The sequence below is a fragment of the Edaphobacter dinghuensis genome, from assembly GCF_014640335.1.
Lineage (GTDB): Bacteria > Acidobacteriota > Terriglobia > Terriglobales > Acidobacteriaceae > Edaphobacter > Edaphobacter dinghuensis.
The window spans coordinates 198257-214614 of the sequence record NZ_BMGT01000001.1 but is presented as its reverse complement, the minus strand read 5'-3'; the positions used below and the strand labels follow the sequence as shown (position 1 = coordinate 214614).

Annotated in this window: 13 protein-coding genes; 9 read left to right on the top strand and 4 right to left on the bottom strand. The window is 58.1% G+C overall.

Annotation, left to right across the window (positions count from 1 at the left end; genetic code table 11):
• The first annotated feature begins 68 nt into the window (after positions 1-68).
• The 7 genes from rpiB (at position 69) to glk (ending at position 6638) form a co-directional block, all read left to right on the top strand.
• A complete protein-coding gene (gene rpiB, locus IEW09_RS00760) occupies positions 69-551 on the top strand; it encodes a ribose 5-phosphate isomerase B (RefSeq protein WP_188552267.1) in 483 nt (160 codons plus the stop codon).
• Between the two features lie 82 nt (positions 552-633).
• Positions 634-1488 carry an oxidoreductase gene (locus tag IEW09_RS00755; protein WP_188552266.1) on the top strand — a complete coding sequence of 285 codons (855 nt, stop codon included), beginning with the start codon at positions 634-636 and terminating at the stop codon, positions 1486-1488.
• Positions 1485-2111 carry an HAD family hydrolase gene (locus IEW09_RS00750; protein ID WP_229738983.1) on the top strand — a complete coding sequence of 209 codons (627 nt, stop codon included), beginning with the start codon at positions 1485-1487 and terminating at the stop codon, positions 2109-2111. The genes IEW09_RS00755 and IEW09_RS00750 overlap by 4 nt, the downstream gene beginning before the upstream one ends.
• A 20-nt stretch (positions 2112-2131) precedes the next feature.
• Positions 2132-3037: a phosphogluconate dehydrogenase (NAD(+)-dependent, decarboxylating) gene (gnd, locus tag IEW09_RS00745; RefSeq protein ID WP_188552265.1), complete on the top strand. Its 906-nt coding sequence runs from the start codon at positions 2132-2134 to the stop codon at positions 3035-3037.
• Positions 3038-3092: 55 nt separating this feature from the next.
• The gene (zwf, locus tag IEW09_RS00740; RefSeq protein ID WP_188552264.1) at positions 3093-4652 is read left to right on the top strand and encodes a glucose-6-phosphate dehydrogenase; all 1560 of its coding nucleotides are present in this window, start codon (positions 3093-3095) and stop codon (positions 4650-4652) included.
• 153 nt (positions 4653-4805) lie between these two features.
• The gene (gene pgl / locus IEW09_RS00735; RefSeq protein WP_188552263.1) at positions 4806-5603 is read left to right on the top strand and encodes a 6-phosphogluconolactonase; all 798 of its coding nucleotides are present in this window, start codon (positions 4806-4808) and stop codon (positions 5601-5603) included.
• The gene (glk, locus tag IEW09_RS00730) at positions 5604-6638 is read left to right on the top strand and encodes a glucokinase (protein ID WP_188552262.1); all 1035 of its coding nucleotides are present in this window, start codon (positions 5604-5606) and stop codon (positions 6636-6638) included.
• Positions 6639-6640: 2 nt separating this feature from the next.
• Here glk and IEW09_RS00725 read toward each other — a convergent pair whose 3' ends face one another.
• On the bottom strand, positions 6641-7276 hold the full coding sequence (locus IEW09_RS00725) for a phosphoribosyltransferase (RefSeq protein WP_188552261.1): 636 nt from the start codon (positions 7274-7276) through the stop codon (positions 6641-6643).
• Positions 7277-7351: 75 nt separating this feature from the next.
• Between IEW09_RS00725 and IEW09_RS00720 the strand changes: the two genes are divergently transcribed.
• Both IEW09_RS00720 and IEW09_RS00715 read left to right on the top strand, forming a co-directional pair.
• Positions 7352-9937: a M1 family metallopeptidase gene (locus IEW09_RS00720; protein ID WP_188552260.1), complete on the top strand. Its 2586-nt coding sequence runs from the start codon at positions 7352-7354 to the stop codon at positions 9935-9937.
• 362 nt (positions 9938-10299) lie between these two features.
• On the top strand, positions 10300-14016 hold the full coding sequence (locus IEW09_RS00715; protein ID WP_188552259.1) for a TonB-dependent receptor: 3717 nt from the start codon (positions 10300-10302) through the stop codon (positions 14014-14016).
• 121 nt (positions 14017-14137) lie between these two features.
• On the opposite strand, the gene IEW09_RS00710 is transcribed toward IEW09_RS00715, so the two are convergent.
• From IEW09_RS00710 to IEW09_RS00700, 3 genes are all read right to left on the bottom strand, one after another.
• On the bottom strand, positions 14138-15325 hold the full coding sequence (locus tag IEW09_RS00710) for a glycoside hydrolase family 27 protein (RefSeq protein WP_188552258.1): 1188 nt from the start codon (positions 15323-15325) through the stop codon (positions 14138-14140).
• Positions 15326-15466: 141 nt separating this feature from the next.
• Positions 15467-15970 carry a GNAT family N-acetyltransferase gene (locus IEW09_RS00705; RefSeq protein WP_188552257.1) on the bottom strand — a complete coding sequence of 168 codons (504 nt, stop codon included), beginning with the start codon at positions 15968-15970 and terminating at the stop codon, positions 15467-15469.
• Positions 15971-16002: 32 nt separating this feature from the next.
• Positions 16003-16278 carry a hypothetical protein gene (locus IEW09_RS00700; RefSeq protein ID WP_188552256.1) on the bottom strand — a complete coding sequence of 92 codons (276 nt, stop codon included), beginning with the start codon at positions 16276-16278 and terminating at the stop codon, positions 16003-16005.
• Positions 16279-16358: the final 80 nt, after the last annotated feature.

Here is a 16358-nt window from a genome sequence, read left to right as displayed (position 1 = left end):
TATCAACCTGTTTTGCCTCGATTCACACCATATTCATTACGTTACGGAAACCTGAGGTAGTTCAAATCATGAAAATCGCTATCGCCTCCGATCACGCCGGCTTTCCTCTTAAAGAAGAAGTTCGCGACTATGTTCGCAAGCAGGGCCACGAGGTCGAAGACCTTGGAGCCTACAACGCTGAGCCCTCCGACTATCCTGACTTCGCCCTTCTCGTCGGCAAGGCGTTGATGGCGGGCAAGGTAGAGCGCGGCATCCTAATTTGCGGCTCCGGCGTAGGCGTCTGCGTCGCGGCCAACAAGATGCCGGGCATTCGCGCCGGTATGTGTCATGACACCTACTCTGCTCACCAGGGTGTCGAGCATGACGAGATGAACGTGCTTGTCCTCGGTGCTCGCATCATCGGCTCGGCCCTCGCTTACGAGTGCGTCGATGCTTATCTCAAGGCGAACTTCATCGCGTCTGAGCCTCGCTTTGTCCGCCGCCTCAACAAGGTTAAGGCCATCGAAAAGACCTACATGCCCGAAGCTGCGGGAACGGCGCTGAACTCCTAGTCGCGTCGGATTTTCATACAGGCTCGACGTAACTTGCGCGGAGCGTCGAGCCGAAAGCCGCGCAAACGCATCTGAAAAGTACATGGCAAACATCACTACAACTCGCACCTGGTTCATCACCGGAGCTTCTACCGGCTTCGGTCGCATCCTGGCAGAAGAGGTTCTCAAGGGTGGTGGCAAGGTCATCGCTACCGCGCGCAGCCGGGATAAGGTCGCCGATCTTGAAGAGAAATATCCGGAGAAGGCCAGAGCCTTTGCGCTCGATGTTACTGATCCTGCGCAGATCCTTTCCATCGTGGCCCAGACGCTGACTACCTTCGGCCCGGTAGATGTTCTCGTCAACAACGCAGGCTACGGGCTAGCCGGTGGTATCGAAGAGGCCACAGAGGAAGAGTTCATGCCGGTCTTCGAGACCAACGTCTTTGGCTTGATCCGTGTGACTCGCGCTTTCCTTCCGCACTTTCGCAAACAGCGCAGCGGCAACATCGTGAACCTGTCTTCGATCGGCGGCCTGATTGGTTCGGCTGGCTGGGGATATTACAACGCCAGCAAGTTCGCTGTTGAAGGATTCTCCGAGGCGCTTGCCGTCGAGCTTGCTCCGCTGGGCGTTCACGTCACCATCGTCGAGCCCGGTCCCTTCCGCACCGATTTTCTCGGACGCTCCGGTGTCGAAGCGAAAGAACGTATCGCTGACTACGACTCCACTGCGGGTAAGACTCGAGAGTACTTCCACAATCAGGCAGGCAAGCAGAAGGGCGATCCTCTGCGCGCTGTTCATGCCATTATCCAGTCGGTCGAGTCTCCCCAGCCGCCGCTGCATCTTGTTCTTGGGGCGCTGGCGCTTCAGCGCATGCGGGGCAAGCTCGATCAGTGGAAGGCGGAGCTGAATACCTGGGAATCCACTACCGTCGGCGCAGATTTTCCGGAGGGCGAGTGAGCATCACTCCCATTAAGACGATCTTCTGGGACATCGGTGGAGTTCTGCTTGCCAATGGATGGGACAGGAACCAGCGTTATCGCGTTCTCACCTCCCTCGGAGTGAACGTCCCAGCGTATGAAGCGGTCCATGACGAGGTGAACTACTTTTGGGAGCGCGGCTTGATGACGGCGCAGGATTTTTTTGCCAAGACTGTCATCGATACCAACCTCGATCTCCATCTCACCTTTGAGAAGCTTTGGCCGTTAGTCTGTAGTGAAAGCAGGATTCTCCATCAGGGGAGCTTTGATATTCTCGCCGCCCTTAAAAGCTCCGGGCAATATCATCTCGCCACCATTAACAATGAGTCGAAAGAGCTGAACGCCTACCGTCTCGACACCTTTGGACTCCGCCAGTACTTCAACTACTTCATCTGTTCCGGCTATGTTCACGAGATGAAGCCTCTCCCCGACATCTATCGCGCGGCAATCGACATCTCCGGCCTTCCTCCCGAAACGGCTCTGTTTATCGACGACAAGCAGGAGAACTGCGAGGCCGCTCGCGCCTTTGGCATGAACGCCATTCACTTTGAATCACCCGCGCAACTTCGCGCTTCACTTACTCAACACGGCATCGCCGTTTAGCAACGAAAGGGAAATACATCATGGAACTGGGAATTATTGGACTTGGCAAGATGGGCTTCAACATGGCGGAGCGTCTTCGCCTCGCCGGTCATAAGGTCGTCGGCTTCGACTTCAACAAAGATGCCACTGCCAAGTTGACTGCAACGGGCAATCTCGGCGTCAACTCGGTTGAAGAGCTGGTCAAGAACCTCTCCACTCCTCGCGCCATCTGGATCATGGTTCCCGCAGGCGATCCCGTCGACGAGACCATCGCGCAACTTGAGCCTCTGATGGAGAAGGGCGACACCATCATCGACGGCGGAAACTCGAACTACAAGAACACGCAGCGCCGTCATGACGAAGTCAAGGCCAAGGGCTTCAACTTTGTCGACTGCGGAACCTCCGGCGGCGTTTGGGGACTCAAAGAGGGCTACAGCCTCATGATCGGCGGCGATAAGGAGCCGGTCGAGCGTCTCACCCCCATCTTTCAAGCACTCGCTCCCTCGGCCACCGAAGGCTGGGGACACGTTGGTCCCTCGGGCGCTGGCCACTTCGTCAAGATGGTCCACAACGGCATCGAGTACGGCATGATGCAGGCATTCGCCGAAGGCTTCTCTATCATGCAGGCGAAGGAGCCTCTCAATCTCGACCTTACGCAGATCGCGCACATCTGGCAGAAGGGATCGGTTGTTCGGTCCTGGCTGCTCGACCTCACCGCGGGAGCGCTCGACAAGAATCCAACCCTCGACGGCCTTGAAGCCTGGGTTCCCGACTCCGGCGAAGGCCGCTGGACCGTTACCGAAGCCATCGATCTGAACATCTCTGCTCCAGTCATCACCGAGTCGCTCATCCGCCGTCTCCGTTCGCGCGAAGAGAACAACTTCACCGATCGAATGATCTCGATTATGCGCGGCGCCTTTGGTGGCCACGATGTCAAAAAGAGCTAAGTCAGAGAGATCGAAGCCATCCACAAGCACTAACCAAGTACGAGAGGTAATTGATATGCCTACTGAACCACACATCACACCTGCTGCCGTCGCTCCGGTGAACCAGCAGCCCGAGCGCACGCCGGACCCATGCGTCGTCGTGATCTTCGGCGCATCGGGTGACCTTACCAAGCGCAAACTGCTGCCTGCGCTCTATCACCTCGAACAGGCCAACCTGCTTCCCAAGGACTTCGCGGTCGTTGGCGTTGCTCGTCGGCCGCTCGAGGACTCCTTTGCTGCGGACATGAAGGAAGGCATCATCGCCGGCGGCGGTGTTGAGGAGTCCGATCCCAAGCTGGCTCCGTTCATCGAGAAGATCCAGTACCACGCGATGAACTTTGACGATGCCTCGGGTTATGACTCGCTTAACAAGCTTCTTTCGAAGATCGACAAGAAGTTCGGCACCTGCGGCAACCGCCTCTTCTATCTCGCCACGGCGCCCGAGTACTTCTCCGACATCATCAACTACCTCGGTCAGCACGGCATGTCCAAGCCCTGCGAAGACGGCGGAGTTGATGGCAAGAAGAATTGGGTCCGCACCATCATCGAGAAGCCCTTTGGCCACGACCTCGAGTCTGCCAAGGCGCTCAACGATGAAGTGAACAAGGTCTTCCACGAAGACCAGATCTTCCGCATCGACCACTACCTCGGTAAAGAGACGGTGCAGAACATCCTCGTCTTCCGTTTCGCCAACGGCATCTTCGAGAACGTCTGGAACCGCAACTACATCGATCACGTCGAGATCACCGCTGCCGAGTCCATCGGCATCGAGGGTCGCGGACCTTTCTATGAGACTGCTGGAGCGCTTCGCGACGTCGTGCAGAACCACGTGATGGAGCTGCTCAGCTTCGTCACCATGGAGCCGCCTGTCTCGTTTGAGGCATCTGCTGTTCGTGCCGAAAAAGTGAAGGTCTGGCGCGCGATTCAGCCAATTCACCCGGCGGACACCGTTCGTGGCCAGTATGGCCCGGGCACCGTCGACGGCAAGCCTGTCATCGGCTACCGCCAGGAAGATCGCGTTCATCCTCGCTCGCAGACCGAGACCTATGCGGCGCTTCGGCTGGAGATCGAGAACTGGCGCTGGGCCGGCGTTCCTTTCTACATCCGTGCAGGCAAGCGTCTCGCCAAGCGCGTTACTGAGATCACCGTCCAGTTCAAGCAGCCACCGCTGTTGCTCTTCAAGGGCAAGGACGGCAGCAAGGGCAACGTGGAGCCGAACATCATCTCCATGCGTATTCAGCCTGACGAGGGCATCACGCTCCGCTTCGGCGCGAAGGTTCCGGGCCAGGGCATGAACATCAGCCCTGTCAACATGGACTTCAGCTACGCCGAGTCGTTTGGCAAGTCCTCGGCCAACGGTTACGAGCGTCTGCTGCTCGATGCCATGCTTGGTGACGGTACGCTGTTCGCTCATCGCGACGGAGTGGAAGCCACCTGGGCGCTGATCACCCCCATTCTCGAAGTGTGGCGGGAGAAGCCGGTCAAGGACTTTCCCAACTACGCCGCCGGAACCTGGGGGCCCACCGCCGCCGATGCGCTGCTCGAAGTCGAGGGCCGCAAGTGGCGCAAACTCTAAACTCAGCTTCGTGAGCTGAATTTTTCTTCGTTGATGGCGGGGCTTCGGTTCCGCCATCAACTTAATATCAAGTAGGCAGCTCTAGTTGTTGGGGAATAGTTTAACCTCGTCATCTAAGGCCGTCCGAATCATTTTGATAAGAGGCGAAACCGGATGCCGCGACCAATCACCGTCACCTACCGCATCTCTCCCACTCCTGCTGCTGTAGCTCAGGCCGCTGCCAAGCTCTTCGCCGATGCGGCTGTCGCAGCTGTTCAGGCTCGTGGCCGCGCTCGCATCGCAATCTCAGGTGGCACGACGCCCAAGGCGATGTTTGCTCTGCTCGCCGATCCCGCTCAGCCCTTTTTCAAGCAGGTTCCCTGGGCCAAGCTCGACCTCTACTGGGTCGATGAGCGCTGCGTTCCGCCAACAGACGCGGACTCGAACTACCGCATGACCAACGAGGCGCTGCTCTCGAAGGTTCCGCTCGCGCCTGAGCGCATCCATCGCATGGAAGGCGAACTCGACCCTGCCGTTGCCGCTGCTCGTTACGAGTCCACCATCCGCAATACCTTCCGGCTCGAAGGCGCGGAGACTCCTACCTTTGATCTCGTGTTGTTGGGCATGGGCGACGATGGCCACACCGCTTCGCTCTTTCCCCACACCGAAGCGATCAACGACCTCACCGATATCGTCACTGCCAACCACGTTCCGCAGAAGGACACCTGGCGCATCACGCTTACCTGGCCGGTCATCAATCAGGGGAGGGAAGTGGCATTTCTTATAGAGGGAGCAGGCAAGGCGCAGGTTCTGCACGATGTTCTGCTTGGGCCTTATCAGCCTGATACGTACCCCTCGCAGATTATTCGTCCTGCCAGCGGCCAGCTTACGTTGCTGCTGGACTCCGCAGCGGCATCTAAGTTACCAGCACCAAACGATTCGAATACGGCAGGTACTTTGGAGCTTAAATAAATGATCCTTGCGGGCGACGTAGGCGGCACGAAGGTGCATCTCGCGCTTTATGACTTTCAGGATGGTAAGTTGCATTCCATCCGCGACCAGAAGTTTCCCGCACACAAGTTCACGTCGCTCGACGCCGTCGTCGAGCAGTTTCTCGGCCCGGATCAGGGTGCTCGCAACGAGATCGCCGCCGCATGTTTCGGTTGCCCCGGCCCGGTTCGCGGAGGACGTCTCAAACTCACGAACCTTCCCTGGGTGCTCGATGTTCACGAGATGGAGAAGTCGCTCGATATCGAGCACATCTTCCTTATCAACGATCTTGAGGCCAACGGCTACGGCATCCTCGAACTAACGCCGGATAAGATCTACACTCTGCACTCCGCCAATACGGCTGCTGTTGGTCATCGCGGTCTCATCTCGGCTGGAACAGGCCTCGGTGAAGCGCTTCTGATCTGGGACGGCAAGCACCATCGCCCCATCGCCAGCGAGGGCGGCCACTGCGACTTTGCCCCTCGTCACGACCGCGAAGTGGCGCTTCTGCAATATCTGCGCAGCACGCTCAAGGGCCATGTCAGCTATGAACGTGTGCTCTCCGGCCCGGGTGTCTCCAATATCTACGCTTACCTTCGCGACGTTGAAAAGCTACAGGAGCCGCAGTGGCTTCGCGACCGCCTCGCCGCCGAAGACCCCAACGCTGTAATTGGCCAATGTGCTCAGGACGGCTCCAGTTCCATCTGCTTCGAGACGATGCGGACCTTCAGCGCGATTTATGGCGCCGAGGCGGGAAACATTGCCCTCAAGGTGCTGGCCATGGGTGGCATCTATCTCGGCGGGGGCATCGCGCCCAAGATTATCCAGACGCTTGAGAACGGCGACTTCATTCAGGCCTTCCTCGACAAGGGCCGCCTCTCGCCACTGCTCCAGGCCATTCCGGTGCGCATTATCCTCGACGACACCTGTGCTCTGCTTGGAGCCGCGGCCTACGCCGAGGCCCGTGCCGCCGACATCTCCAACCACTCCGAACGCGCCGCTTCTATCAAGCACTGAGGTCAGTTGGTCTGTCGCGTCAGCGCGGCACAGACCGCCTGATCGTTGACCTGCCGGAAGTCTTCGTAAAACTGCCCCACAGCATTAAGTCGCCGCGGCACATCGACGCACACCACTGCATCGGCTTCACGGCGTAATCGATCAATTGTCGATTGCAGGGCGACCGGGATAGCGACCACGATACGGCTTGCTCCTAACCTATGCGCAGCCCCGACGGCGGCGAGCATGGTGTAGCCGGTGGCCAATCCATCGTCGATGAGAATGGCCGTTTGTCCCTCCAAGGTTAGTGCTGGTTGGTCACCGCGATAGAGATGACTCCGGCGAGCAAGTTCCGTCTGTTCGCGATCGATTGTGGCCTTCAACAGACCTTCGGGGATGCGCATGGCAGCAATCGCCCGCTCGTCCAGCACTATCGTTCCATCTGCTGCGACTGCTCCTATAGCGAGCTCAGGCTCCGTGAGAGCGCCGATCTTGTGAACAAGCAAGAGGTCCAGCGGCAGAGCAAGCGCATCGGCCACAGCGCGAGCTACCGGGACGCCGCCTCGAGGCAAGGCCAGGACCACAGTCTGAGCTTGGCTCCGGTAATCGGCCAGCAAACCCGCCAGTAACTCGCCCGCATGTCGACGATCGTGAAACATGCGAATTTAGACGCCGCCATGCCGGTGCAGCGTTTGTCTCAAGCAGGTTGAACATGTACCGTTTAATCAGAACACATGCCGATTACAAAGAATCTTCTCTCCTCGACCCTCCTGCTTGTCTCCTGTTTTTTTCCTCTCGCGGCTTTGGCCCAGCGCCTCCCCTCCGGCGTCCATCCCGAGCACTACACATTGGCGCTCACTCCTGACCTCAAGGCCGCGACCTTCGCAGGCACTGAGAGCATCGACGTTACGCTCGATCAGCCTAGTACGACCATCACGCTCAACGCCGCCGAGATTAAATTCCTGTCTGTCACCGCCGGTGCACAGACCGCGCAGGTCTCGCTTGATCCCGATAAAGAGCAGGCTACCTTTACCTTTGCGCAACATCTCTCGGGCAAGGTCACCCTCGATATTCGCTACACCGGCATTCTCAACGACAAGCTTCGCGGCTTCTACCTTTCGAAGACGGCACGGCGCAATTACGCTGTGACTCAGTTTGAGCCGACCGATGCGCGCCGCGCTTTCCCCAGCTTCGACGAGCCTGCGCTGAAGGCAACCTTCGACATTGCTCTTACCGTTGACCGTGGCGACACCGTCATCTCCAACACCAACATCGTCTCCGACACTCCGGCGCCGGATGAGAAGCACACCATCAAGTTCGCCACGACACCGCGCATGTCCACCTATCTCGTGGCCTTTCTCGTAGGCGACTTTCAGTGCACCAAGGGCAGCAGCGACGGTGTGCCTATCCGCGCCTGCTCCACGCCCGACAAGGTCAAGCTCACTCAGTTTGCCGTCAAGTCAGCCGAGTTCGTTCTGCACTATTACGACACTTACTTCGGCATTAAATACCCCATGCCTAAGCTCGACATGGTTGCGCTTCCCGACTTCGAGGCCGGAGCGATGGAGAACTTCGGCTGCATTACCTATCGCGAGACCGACCTGCTGATCGACAGCAAGACCGCCAGCATCCCGGAGAAAAAGAATGTAGCCGCCGTGGTTGCGCACGAGATGGCCCACCAATGGTTTGGCGACATGGTTACGATGCAGTGGTGGGACAATATCTGGCTCAACGAAGGCTTTGCCACATGGATGGAGCACAAGCCGGTCGCAGCATGGCACCCGGAGTGGAATATTCCTCAGGATGAGGCGCAGGAACTGGATACCACGCTCAACTACGACTCGCAGGCTACCACCCGCACCATTCGCGCCAAGGCCGACACGCCGGCACAGATCAACGAGATGTTCGACGGCATCGCCTACGGCAAGGCCGGCGCTGTTCTTAATATGGTCGAGAACTATGTCGGCGAAGAGACCTTCCGCCAAGGGGTACACAACTATCTCGCTGCTCACCTCTATGCCAACGCTACTGCTGAGGACTTCTGGAACGCGCAGACCGCAACCAGCCATCTGCCCGTCGACAAGATCATGTCCAGCTTCGTCGAGCAGCCCGGTGTGCCGCTGCTTACCTTCTCTGACGCTTCGGCCTCTGGAGTACCAGTAGCCCAGAGCCGCTTCTTCCTTACGCCGACCTCTGCGGATCAGACCAGCCAGCAATGGACGCTACCTGTGTGCCTCAAGACCAGCGGCAAGCCTGCCTGCAGCCTGCTTGCTCCTGCCGAAGCCACTGTCTCTACCGCGCAGGGCAGCCCATTCTTTTATGCCAATGGTCTGGCCAAGGGTTACTTCCGCACTGTTTACACGCCGTCGCAGTATAAGGCGATTGAGGCTGCGGCAGAGACCGCACTGACTCCCACGGAGCGCATCAACTTTATCGGCGACCGCTGGGCGCTCGTTCCCTCGGGCCGCTCGTCCATTGCTGATTATCTCGATCTCGTCCTTGCTCTGAAGCAGGACCCTAACGCCGACGTCCTCGATACTGCGCTGGCCAAGGTCTACACGATCAAATCGAAGGTTGCTACCGGCAAGGATCTGGACCAGCTCAACGCGACGCTCCGCAGCCAGTTCGGCCCAGTCTATGCCGCTCTCGGTAAGCCCTCGAAGAACGATTCTTTCGACCGCAGCCAGTCGCGCGCCATCCTCTTTGAGCTTCTCGGAGCCGCCAACGATCCAGCCATCGTTACTCAGGCCAGGGAGATCGCAGACCGCAGCTTCGGCCGCAAGAAGGACAAAAACCTTGATCCTGCCCTGAGTGATGCGGCCGTCGTCATCGCCGCCAGCAACGACGACGCTGCTTTCTACGATAAAGTGCTTGCCGCCAGCAAGGACCCCAGCGATCCCGGGCTCCAGTCCGATGCCATCCAGACGCTCGCGCGCTTCCTCGACCCCAGCCTCGTGGCTCGAACGCTCGACTATGCGACCTCGGGTGAGGTTCGCAATCAGGATAGCTGGCGCATTCTGGCCATCCTGCTGAAGCAACGTGCTACCCAGGCGCAGGCCTGGGAGTACATCCAGAAGCATTGGGACAGGGTGCACGCCCAGTTCACCACCAACTCGGGCGTTCGTGTCGTCGCTGCCGCTGGCTCGTTCTGCACCGCCGAAGACCGCGATCAGGTCACCAGCTTCTTCGCCACCCACCCCGTCGATGCCTCGGCACGCACCCTTGCCAAGTCGATCGACAGCATCAACGCCTGCATTCAGTTCCGTGCCGCCCAGGAACCGAGCCTCCGCCAGTGGCTCGAAGCCCAGCCCGCCAAATAGCGTTTTCCTCTGTTGCAGGCCACTTTGAAAGAAAAAGTGACCTGCAAGGTACAACCAGTGAAAATTTGTATCAAACTTTGTCCCTACCGCCGTTGATTTGGAAGTAAAGCGGCGGCAGGGGCGCTTTATAACGCGTTTTTCCTATTTCATTTGTGACATTTCGTTACAAAACCAATAAAAATAACTCTTGACAGACGATGGTTCGAAGGTAGAAGCTTGCTTTCGGCCCAATGTGGTCTGACCTTTTAGGTCAATAATCGATAAAGGCGTATCTCAAGGGGTACGTCACGATAACGTTTTCTGTTTTTAAACTTTGTGAGGTATAGATGACGTCCAGCAATATCCACCCTCAACTACACTCGGTGTCTTCAGGAAAGCGTCCGGTCTGCTTCCTGCTTGCGCTCATCGCCGCGGTCGTTCTATGTTGCACTCTGCCGCTCCGCGCCCAGCTCTCCGGTAAGGGAGAGATCAAAGGAATCGTCACCGATCCTTCCGGCGCAGTTGTTCCCGGAGCTACCGTGGTTGTCACCTCGACCACCAAGGGCACTAAGGTTACCCGCACTACGACCTCCTCGGGAGACTACGATATCTCCCCGCTCGATCCTGATGTCTACACGATTGCGGTTACGGCGACTGGTTTTCAGACCACGACGCAGGAGCATGTCAACGTCAACGCCCTCGAGATCTCGAACGTGAACATTGCGCTGTCGGTCGGCTCCGAGGCGCAGAGCGTCACCATCTCGGCTGCGCCCCCTGCGCTTGAGACCAGCAACGCCACTCTTGGCGCCACCATGGAGCAGTCGATGTACGCCGCGCTGCCAATTCAGATGGGCGCAGGCGGCAATCCCGACCAGCGTCGCGCCACTGACTTTGCCGTCCTGATGCCCGGTGTTCAGGGTAACGAGACTAACGGCAACGCCACCACGAACACCGGCGTCGTCAACGGCTCGGGCAGCCGCGGCGCAGCCTCTGCGGTCTACGTCAACGGCATTCCGTTCACCTCGGTCGCTGGTGAAGGCGATACCCGCTTCGTCTGGACGGCGATCTCAGTTGATGCGGTCGACCAGTTCCAGGTGCAGACCACGGGCTATTCGGCCATGTACGAAGGCATGGGCGTTCAGAACTACTCCACCAAGTCCGGTGGCAACAAGCTGCACGGCTCAGTCTACGATTACTTCCGCAACACCGCTCTCGACACCTGGGGCTTTTTTGCTCCCGCGCAGATCGATCCTTCAAAGGGCTACGCAGTAAAGCCTCGCGAGAACATGAACGAGTACGGCGCTGTGCTGAGCGGCGCGATCAAGAAGGACAAGCTGTTCTTCTTCCTTAACTACGATGCCTACCGTTTTGCTCATGGTCCTCTGGCTGCGTACCAGACGGTGCCGACGCAGGCCGAGTACAACGGAAACTTCAGCGATCAGGGTCTGAAGATCTACGATCCTACCTCCACGGTCTGCAACACTGCCGGTACCGCCTGCACCCGTACGCAATATCCGAACAACACCATTCCTCTGTCGAAGCAGTCCAAGGTCGCGCAGTACCTGCAGGGCTTCTTCCCCAAGAACATCACCCTGCCCACCACCACCGGCAACAACTACGTTGGCGGCTACAAGTACGGTCTCTATAACTGGATGACCACCGACCGCGTGGACTGGGTCGTCAACTCGAAGAACACTGTGTCGCTCACCTTCGGCAAAGGCCGTCAGGCTACGACCGGCCCGGCCGTTCAGACCACCTCTGGCCGAAACGTCCTTCCGTTTGCTCCGTACAACTACGGACAGGAATATGCCCCCAAGACCACGGTCTGGGTGTTGCAGGACAACTACACAATCACTCCCAAGATGGTGAACCAGTTCAACTATGGCTTCGCCCGCTACAACGGCCCCACCTTCAACCCCAACAGCGGTGGAGATTTTGCCGCAACAGCAGCCGGTATCACCGGGCTTCCTACCGGCCAGGCTTCAAATGCTTTTCCGCTCGTCACCTTCTCGGGCAACGGCAGCAACCCCACCAACTGGGCGGGCAGCGTAGCCAACACGGCTATCTCCAATGCCTATATCGCAACCGACAACCTTCAGTGGATGCTCGGCAAGCACACTCTTACCATCGGCGCCCAGATCGCATGGTTGCAGTATCAGTACCTGACTAATGCAACCGGTACCAGCCCCCTGACGCTGGCCAATACGGCGTCTGAGACCCAGGGCTTTACCTGCAGCGTTAAAAATCTGAATCCGTGCCCTCTTGCCGATTCAACGACGACGCTCGATACGACGGGCGGCTACGCCTACGCCAGCTTCCTTGCCGGCGCAGTCGATAGCCAGTCGCTGACCGACAACCTCGCCATCGTCGAGACCGGAGCGCGCTTCCGTCCGATCTCTCCCTATATCCAGGACGACTGGAAGGTGAACTCCCGCCTGACCCTGAACATCGGTCTGCGGTATGACTTCTACCCGACCTACCAGGAAGAGCATGACAGACTCTCGTTCTTCAATCCGACAGAGACCAACCCGCTTACCGGCAATAAGGGAGCTCTGGAGTTTGCAGGGTCTGCCGCCGGTGCCGCAGGTTGCAACTGTTCCACAAATGTAAATAACTACTTCAAGAACTTCGGCCCGCGTCTCGGCTTCGCCTTCCAGAGCGATCCCAAGATGGTGTGGCGCGGAAGCTGGGGCGTGATGTACACCCACGGCAACGGCGTCGGCGGATCGGCGACCTCGAGGAGCGGCAGCGGAACGCTTGGCTTCTCCGCCAGCCCCAAGACGTCTTACATCAATGCAACCAACTACGATCCTTCGCAGCAGCTCGATGCCGGATTCCAGGGTCTGACGCCTCCGCCTGTTTTGCCGAACTATTCGTCCAGCTTCGGCACGGGTTATAGCACCTTGTTGAGCAATGCTTCCACGACGCCTCAGTCTGTCGGCTACGGCGATCCTTATCTCGGAGCGCGTGCGCCTCAGTACATCAACTGGAGCTTCGGCTTCCAGCGCTCCTTCACCGATACTCTGACGCTCACCATGAGCTACGTCGGATCGCAGGGACACTTCGAAGTTACTGATGGCAACAACGGTCGCGGTTACTGGATCAACCAGCTTGATCCCAAGTACCTGGGTCTCGGAGCTATTCTGAGCAACAAGGCCACTGCAGCAAATATCGCAGCGATGGAAGCTGAGGGCGTTACGCCGCAAAACGGCTACGCCTCGTTCGATCCGAAGCAGGCTCTGTCGACTCTGCTCAAGCCGTTCCCCCAGTACAGCGTCTCCGACACGTACGGAAACATCGGCAACTCCAACTACAACGGCCTGCAGATCTCGCTCAACAAGCGCGTATCGCACGGCCTTACCTTCATGGCGAACTACACCTGGTCCAGAGCCATCGACGATGGTGGTGTCTTCCGTTCCGGTTACGATATCCCGGCGCAGTTCTCCGGCGATGGTAAGTTCCACAAGGTCGATTCGATCGAGCGCACTGTATCGACCTCTAACCAGCCGCAACACTTCGTTCTCACCGGCGTCTGGGACCTTCCCTTGGGCAAGAACGGCTTCGGCGGTGGAAGCACCCTGTCACGCGCTCTTCTTAGCAACTTCAAGTTCTCCAGCATCGTCCAGATGTACTCCGGCTCGCCTTTGACTCTTACGGCATCTTCCTGCGGCACCAATGCCGCCAACGGAACCTGCTTGCCGAGTCTGGCGCCCGGCTTCTCCGGATCGGTGATGCCGAACGGTAACTGGGGACATGGCGGAAATACGACGACGCTTGCCAAGAGACAGTTCATCAACCCGGCTGCTTTCATCACGACGCCTTCGACGACAGCCAACCCTGTATTCAGCAACTCGCCTCGTACCGCTCCGTATAACCTCTACGGTCCCGGCAACTATAACGTGGACATCAGCCTCCGCCGCACCTTCGGTCTGGGCTTCGAGGGGGCTCACGTGATGTTGGAAGGCGATCTGTACAACGTCACCAACCACACGCAGTTCGGTGGTATTGGAACCCAGTTCGGCAGCTCCACCTTCGGTACTGTCAGCACTCAGGCCAATACCTCACGCGATGCCCAGTTGACCGCGCGCATCGAGTTCTAAAACTCAGCCTGCCGGTCCTTCGGTATCGGCAGGCTCATAACCGATCAACGTAAAAAGGGTTGCCGCCCGCTTCATCGCAGACGGCAACCCTTTTGCTTTGCTCTAAAGATGCCGCTAACTGTTATGGCATCACCTTGATCATGACAACGCCGTGGCTGGGAACTTCAGCCGAGTAACCGCCGGTCTTTTGTCCCACGTCCTTCTTAGCCCAGAGATCGCGTACCGAAGCGCTTAGCGTATTAGGATAGCCAATGTCCGTCCACTTCACCGAGATATTGGCCGCCGCAGCACTGCGATTGAGCAGCGCGACAGCGCGACCGCCATCGGCTAGTTGCTTAGACCAGATCTCGAGATCGCCATCCTTCTTCACTCTGCGTCCCTGCTGACCCAGAGCATCCTGATCAATCGCGATGACCTCTTTGTTCAGCAGAATCTCCTTCGTGTCGGCGGACATGTGCTCAATGTCATTGCCAGCCAGCAGGGGAGCCGAAAATAGCGCCCACATGCTGAAGTGCGCGCGATTTTCCGTCGTGGTCATTCCGCCGTTACCTACCTCGAGCATGTCCGGATCGTTCCAGTGGCCCGGCCCCGCGTAGCTCTCGATTCCATCCATCAGGTCCAGAATCTGCGTCACACCATTGCCGCCCCAGCTCTTCTTGCAGTCCCAGCAATCCTGAATATCGCCGGTAGCCCGCCACATATTGCCAATCGGCCCAGCCCACAGCCACGGTTTCGTCGACCCCCACTCGCAGATACTGAAGAGGATCGGCCTGCCCGAAGCCTTCAGTGCATCACGCATCACCGTATAGGATGCCTCGCTGTTCTGCCCCGGTACGGTGTGGCACCAATCTTCCTTCAGGTAGTCCACACCCCATTCGGCATACTGGCGCGCATCCTGATACTCGTGGCCGAGGCTGCCGGGGCGGCCGCCGCAGGTCTCCGTGCCTGCGTCGGTATAGATTCCGAACTTCAAGCCTTTTGAGTGGACATAGTCTGCCACAGCCTTAATGCCATTGGGAAACTTCTCCTTGTCCACGACGATGTTGCCTTCGGCGTCGCGACCCGTCTGCCAGCAGTCGTCGATGATGACGTACTGATACCCGGCATCCTTCATCCCGTTGCTGGCCATTGCATCCGCAGTCTCGCGAACGACGCCTTCATTGATGCCCTTGCACGCATACTTGTTCCAGCTGTTCCAACCCATCGGCGGAGTCCGAGCCAATCCATTCTCCAGCGCGTGCCCGGCGGCAGGTGCGAGCAGCACAACCATCAGCAGCGAACAAATCCAAACCCAACGCAGCATTTTCATCCTGTCTCCCTTTCAATTTTGCGAAGATGTCCATTCCTACTCGCAAGATGCGCAAAAGAGCAGGAGAACGGAACGGCCAGAGATCTCCTGAACCGTCGCGCCAATTGTAATGTAACCATTTACATCGAGAGAAATCGACGCTCAGCGCAATCGTTTTTCGTAGCAGACAACGCGCAGTCCGGGACGGAAGGACAGACTGATCTCGCCGGTCTTGCTATATCCCAGCCTGAGGAACAATCGCTGTGCGGCCTCGTTCTCGATGCTCGTATCGGTGCGCACCGCAGGGATGCCGCGCTCTGCCGCTACCTCTTCTGCTTGTCTCATTAAGGCTGTCGCTACGCCTGCTCCGCGAAATGCCGGATCGACTGCCAACCGATGCACCATCACCCCATCCTCTTCGACATTCCAGCCCGCGTGCCCATACTCCGGGTCCTGGCCGGTCGTCACCGCAATCATCCCTGCAAGGGTGCCCTCGGTCTCAGCTACCCAGAGCTGTCTCTGATCAACGTCATGCTCAAATATCGCCGCAGTGGGATAGTTTTCATCCCACTGCAGGTTTCCTGCTGCTCGCATCGATGGCACGACGCGCCGCAACAAATCAATCACTGCTGCTACATCCTCGTGCACAGCCAACCGTATCTGCATATTCTCGAGTGCCCGATAGGTATCAGTAGAAGTTACATGATGCGAAACCGCTCTCGCATCAGCCGCTGAAATCGCGGCTTCCAGATCAGGTCATAGGCCAGCTCTTTGCCCGGAAACATTGCTAGCGCTGCCTTCCTGCTGTCGCCGATCATCTGCGCTGCCTCATCGATGGTCAGCGACTCATCCTGCGCGATGACCTGCATCGTCATATTCATCATCATCTGCAAGCGACGAAGCAGCTTCTGCTCCTCGGCTCGCTCCGCAGCACTGACCTGTACAGCTACCTCAGTTGTTTGATTCAACTCCATTGAGTAACCTCCACATTCCATCGACATCTAGTTAGATATCCAAAACCCTCCCATAGATTCTTGCTTCCTTTCTTCTGCCC

Coding starts and splice junctions, on each gene's coding strand:
- zwf (WP_188552264.1), top strand. CDS start 3,093: ATGCCTACTGAACCACACATCACACCTGCTGCCGTCGCTCCGGTGAAC.
- IEW09_RS00700 (WP_188552256.1), bottom strand. CDS start 16,278: ATGGAGTTGAATCAAACAACTGAGGTAGCTGTACAGGTCAGTGCTGCG.
- IEW09_RS00710 (WP_188552258.1), bottom strand. CDS start 15,325: ATGAAAATGCTGCGTTGGGTTTGGATTTGTTCGCTGCTGATGGTTGTG.
- IEW09_RS00705 (WP_188552257.1), bottom strand. CDS start 15,970: ATGCAGATACGGTTGGCTGTGCACGAGGATGTAGCAGCAGTGATTGAT.
- gnd (WP_188552265.1), top strand. CDS start 2,132: ATGGAACTGGGAATTATTGGACTTGGCAAGATGGGCTTCAACATGGCG.
- rpiB (WP_188552267.1), top strand. CDS start 69: ATGAAAATCGCTATCGCCTCCGATCACGCCGGCTTTCCTCTTAAAGAA.
- IEW09_RS00720 (WP_188552260.1), top strand. CDS start 7,352: ATGCCGATTACAAAGAATCTTCTCTCCTCGACCCTCCTGCTTGTCTCC.
- IEW09_RS00755 (WP_188552266.1), top strand. CDS start 634: ATGGCAAACATCACTACAACTCGCACCTGGTTCATCACCGGAGCTTCT.
- pgl (WP_188552263.1), top strand. CDS start 4,806: ATGCCGCGACCAATCACCGTCACCTACCGCATCTCTCCCACTCCTGCT.
- glk (WP_188552262.1), top strand. CDS start 5,604: ATGATCCTTGCGGGCGACGTAGGCGGCACGAAGGTGCATCTCGCGCTT.
- IEW09_RS00725 (WP_188552261.1), bottom strand. CDS start 7,276: ATGTTTCACGATCGTCGACATGCGGGCGAGTTACTGGCGGGTTTGCTG.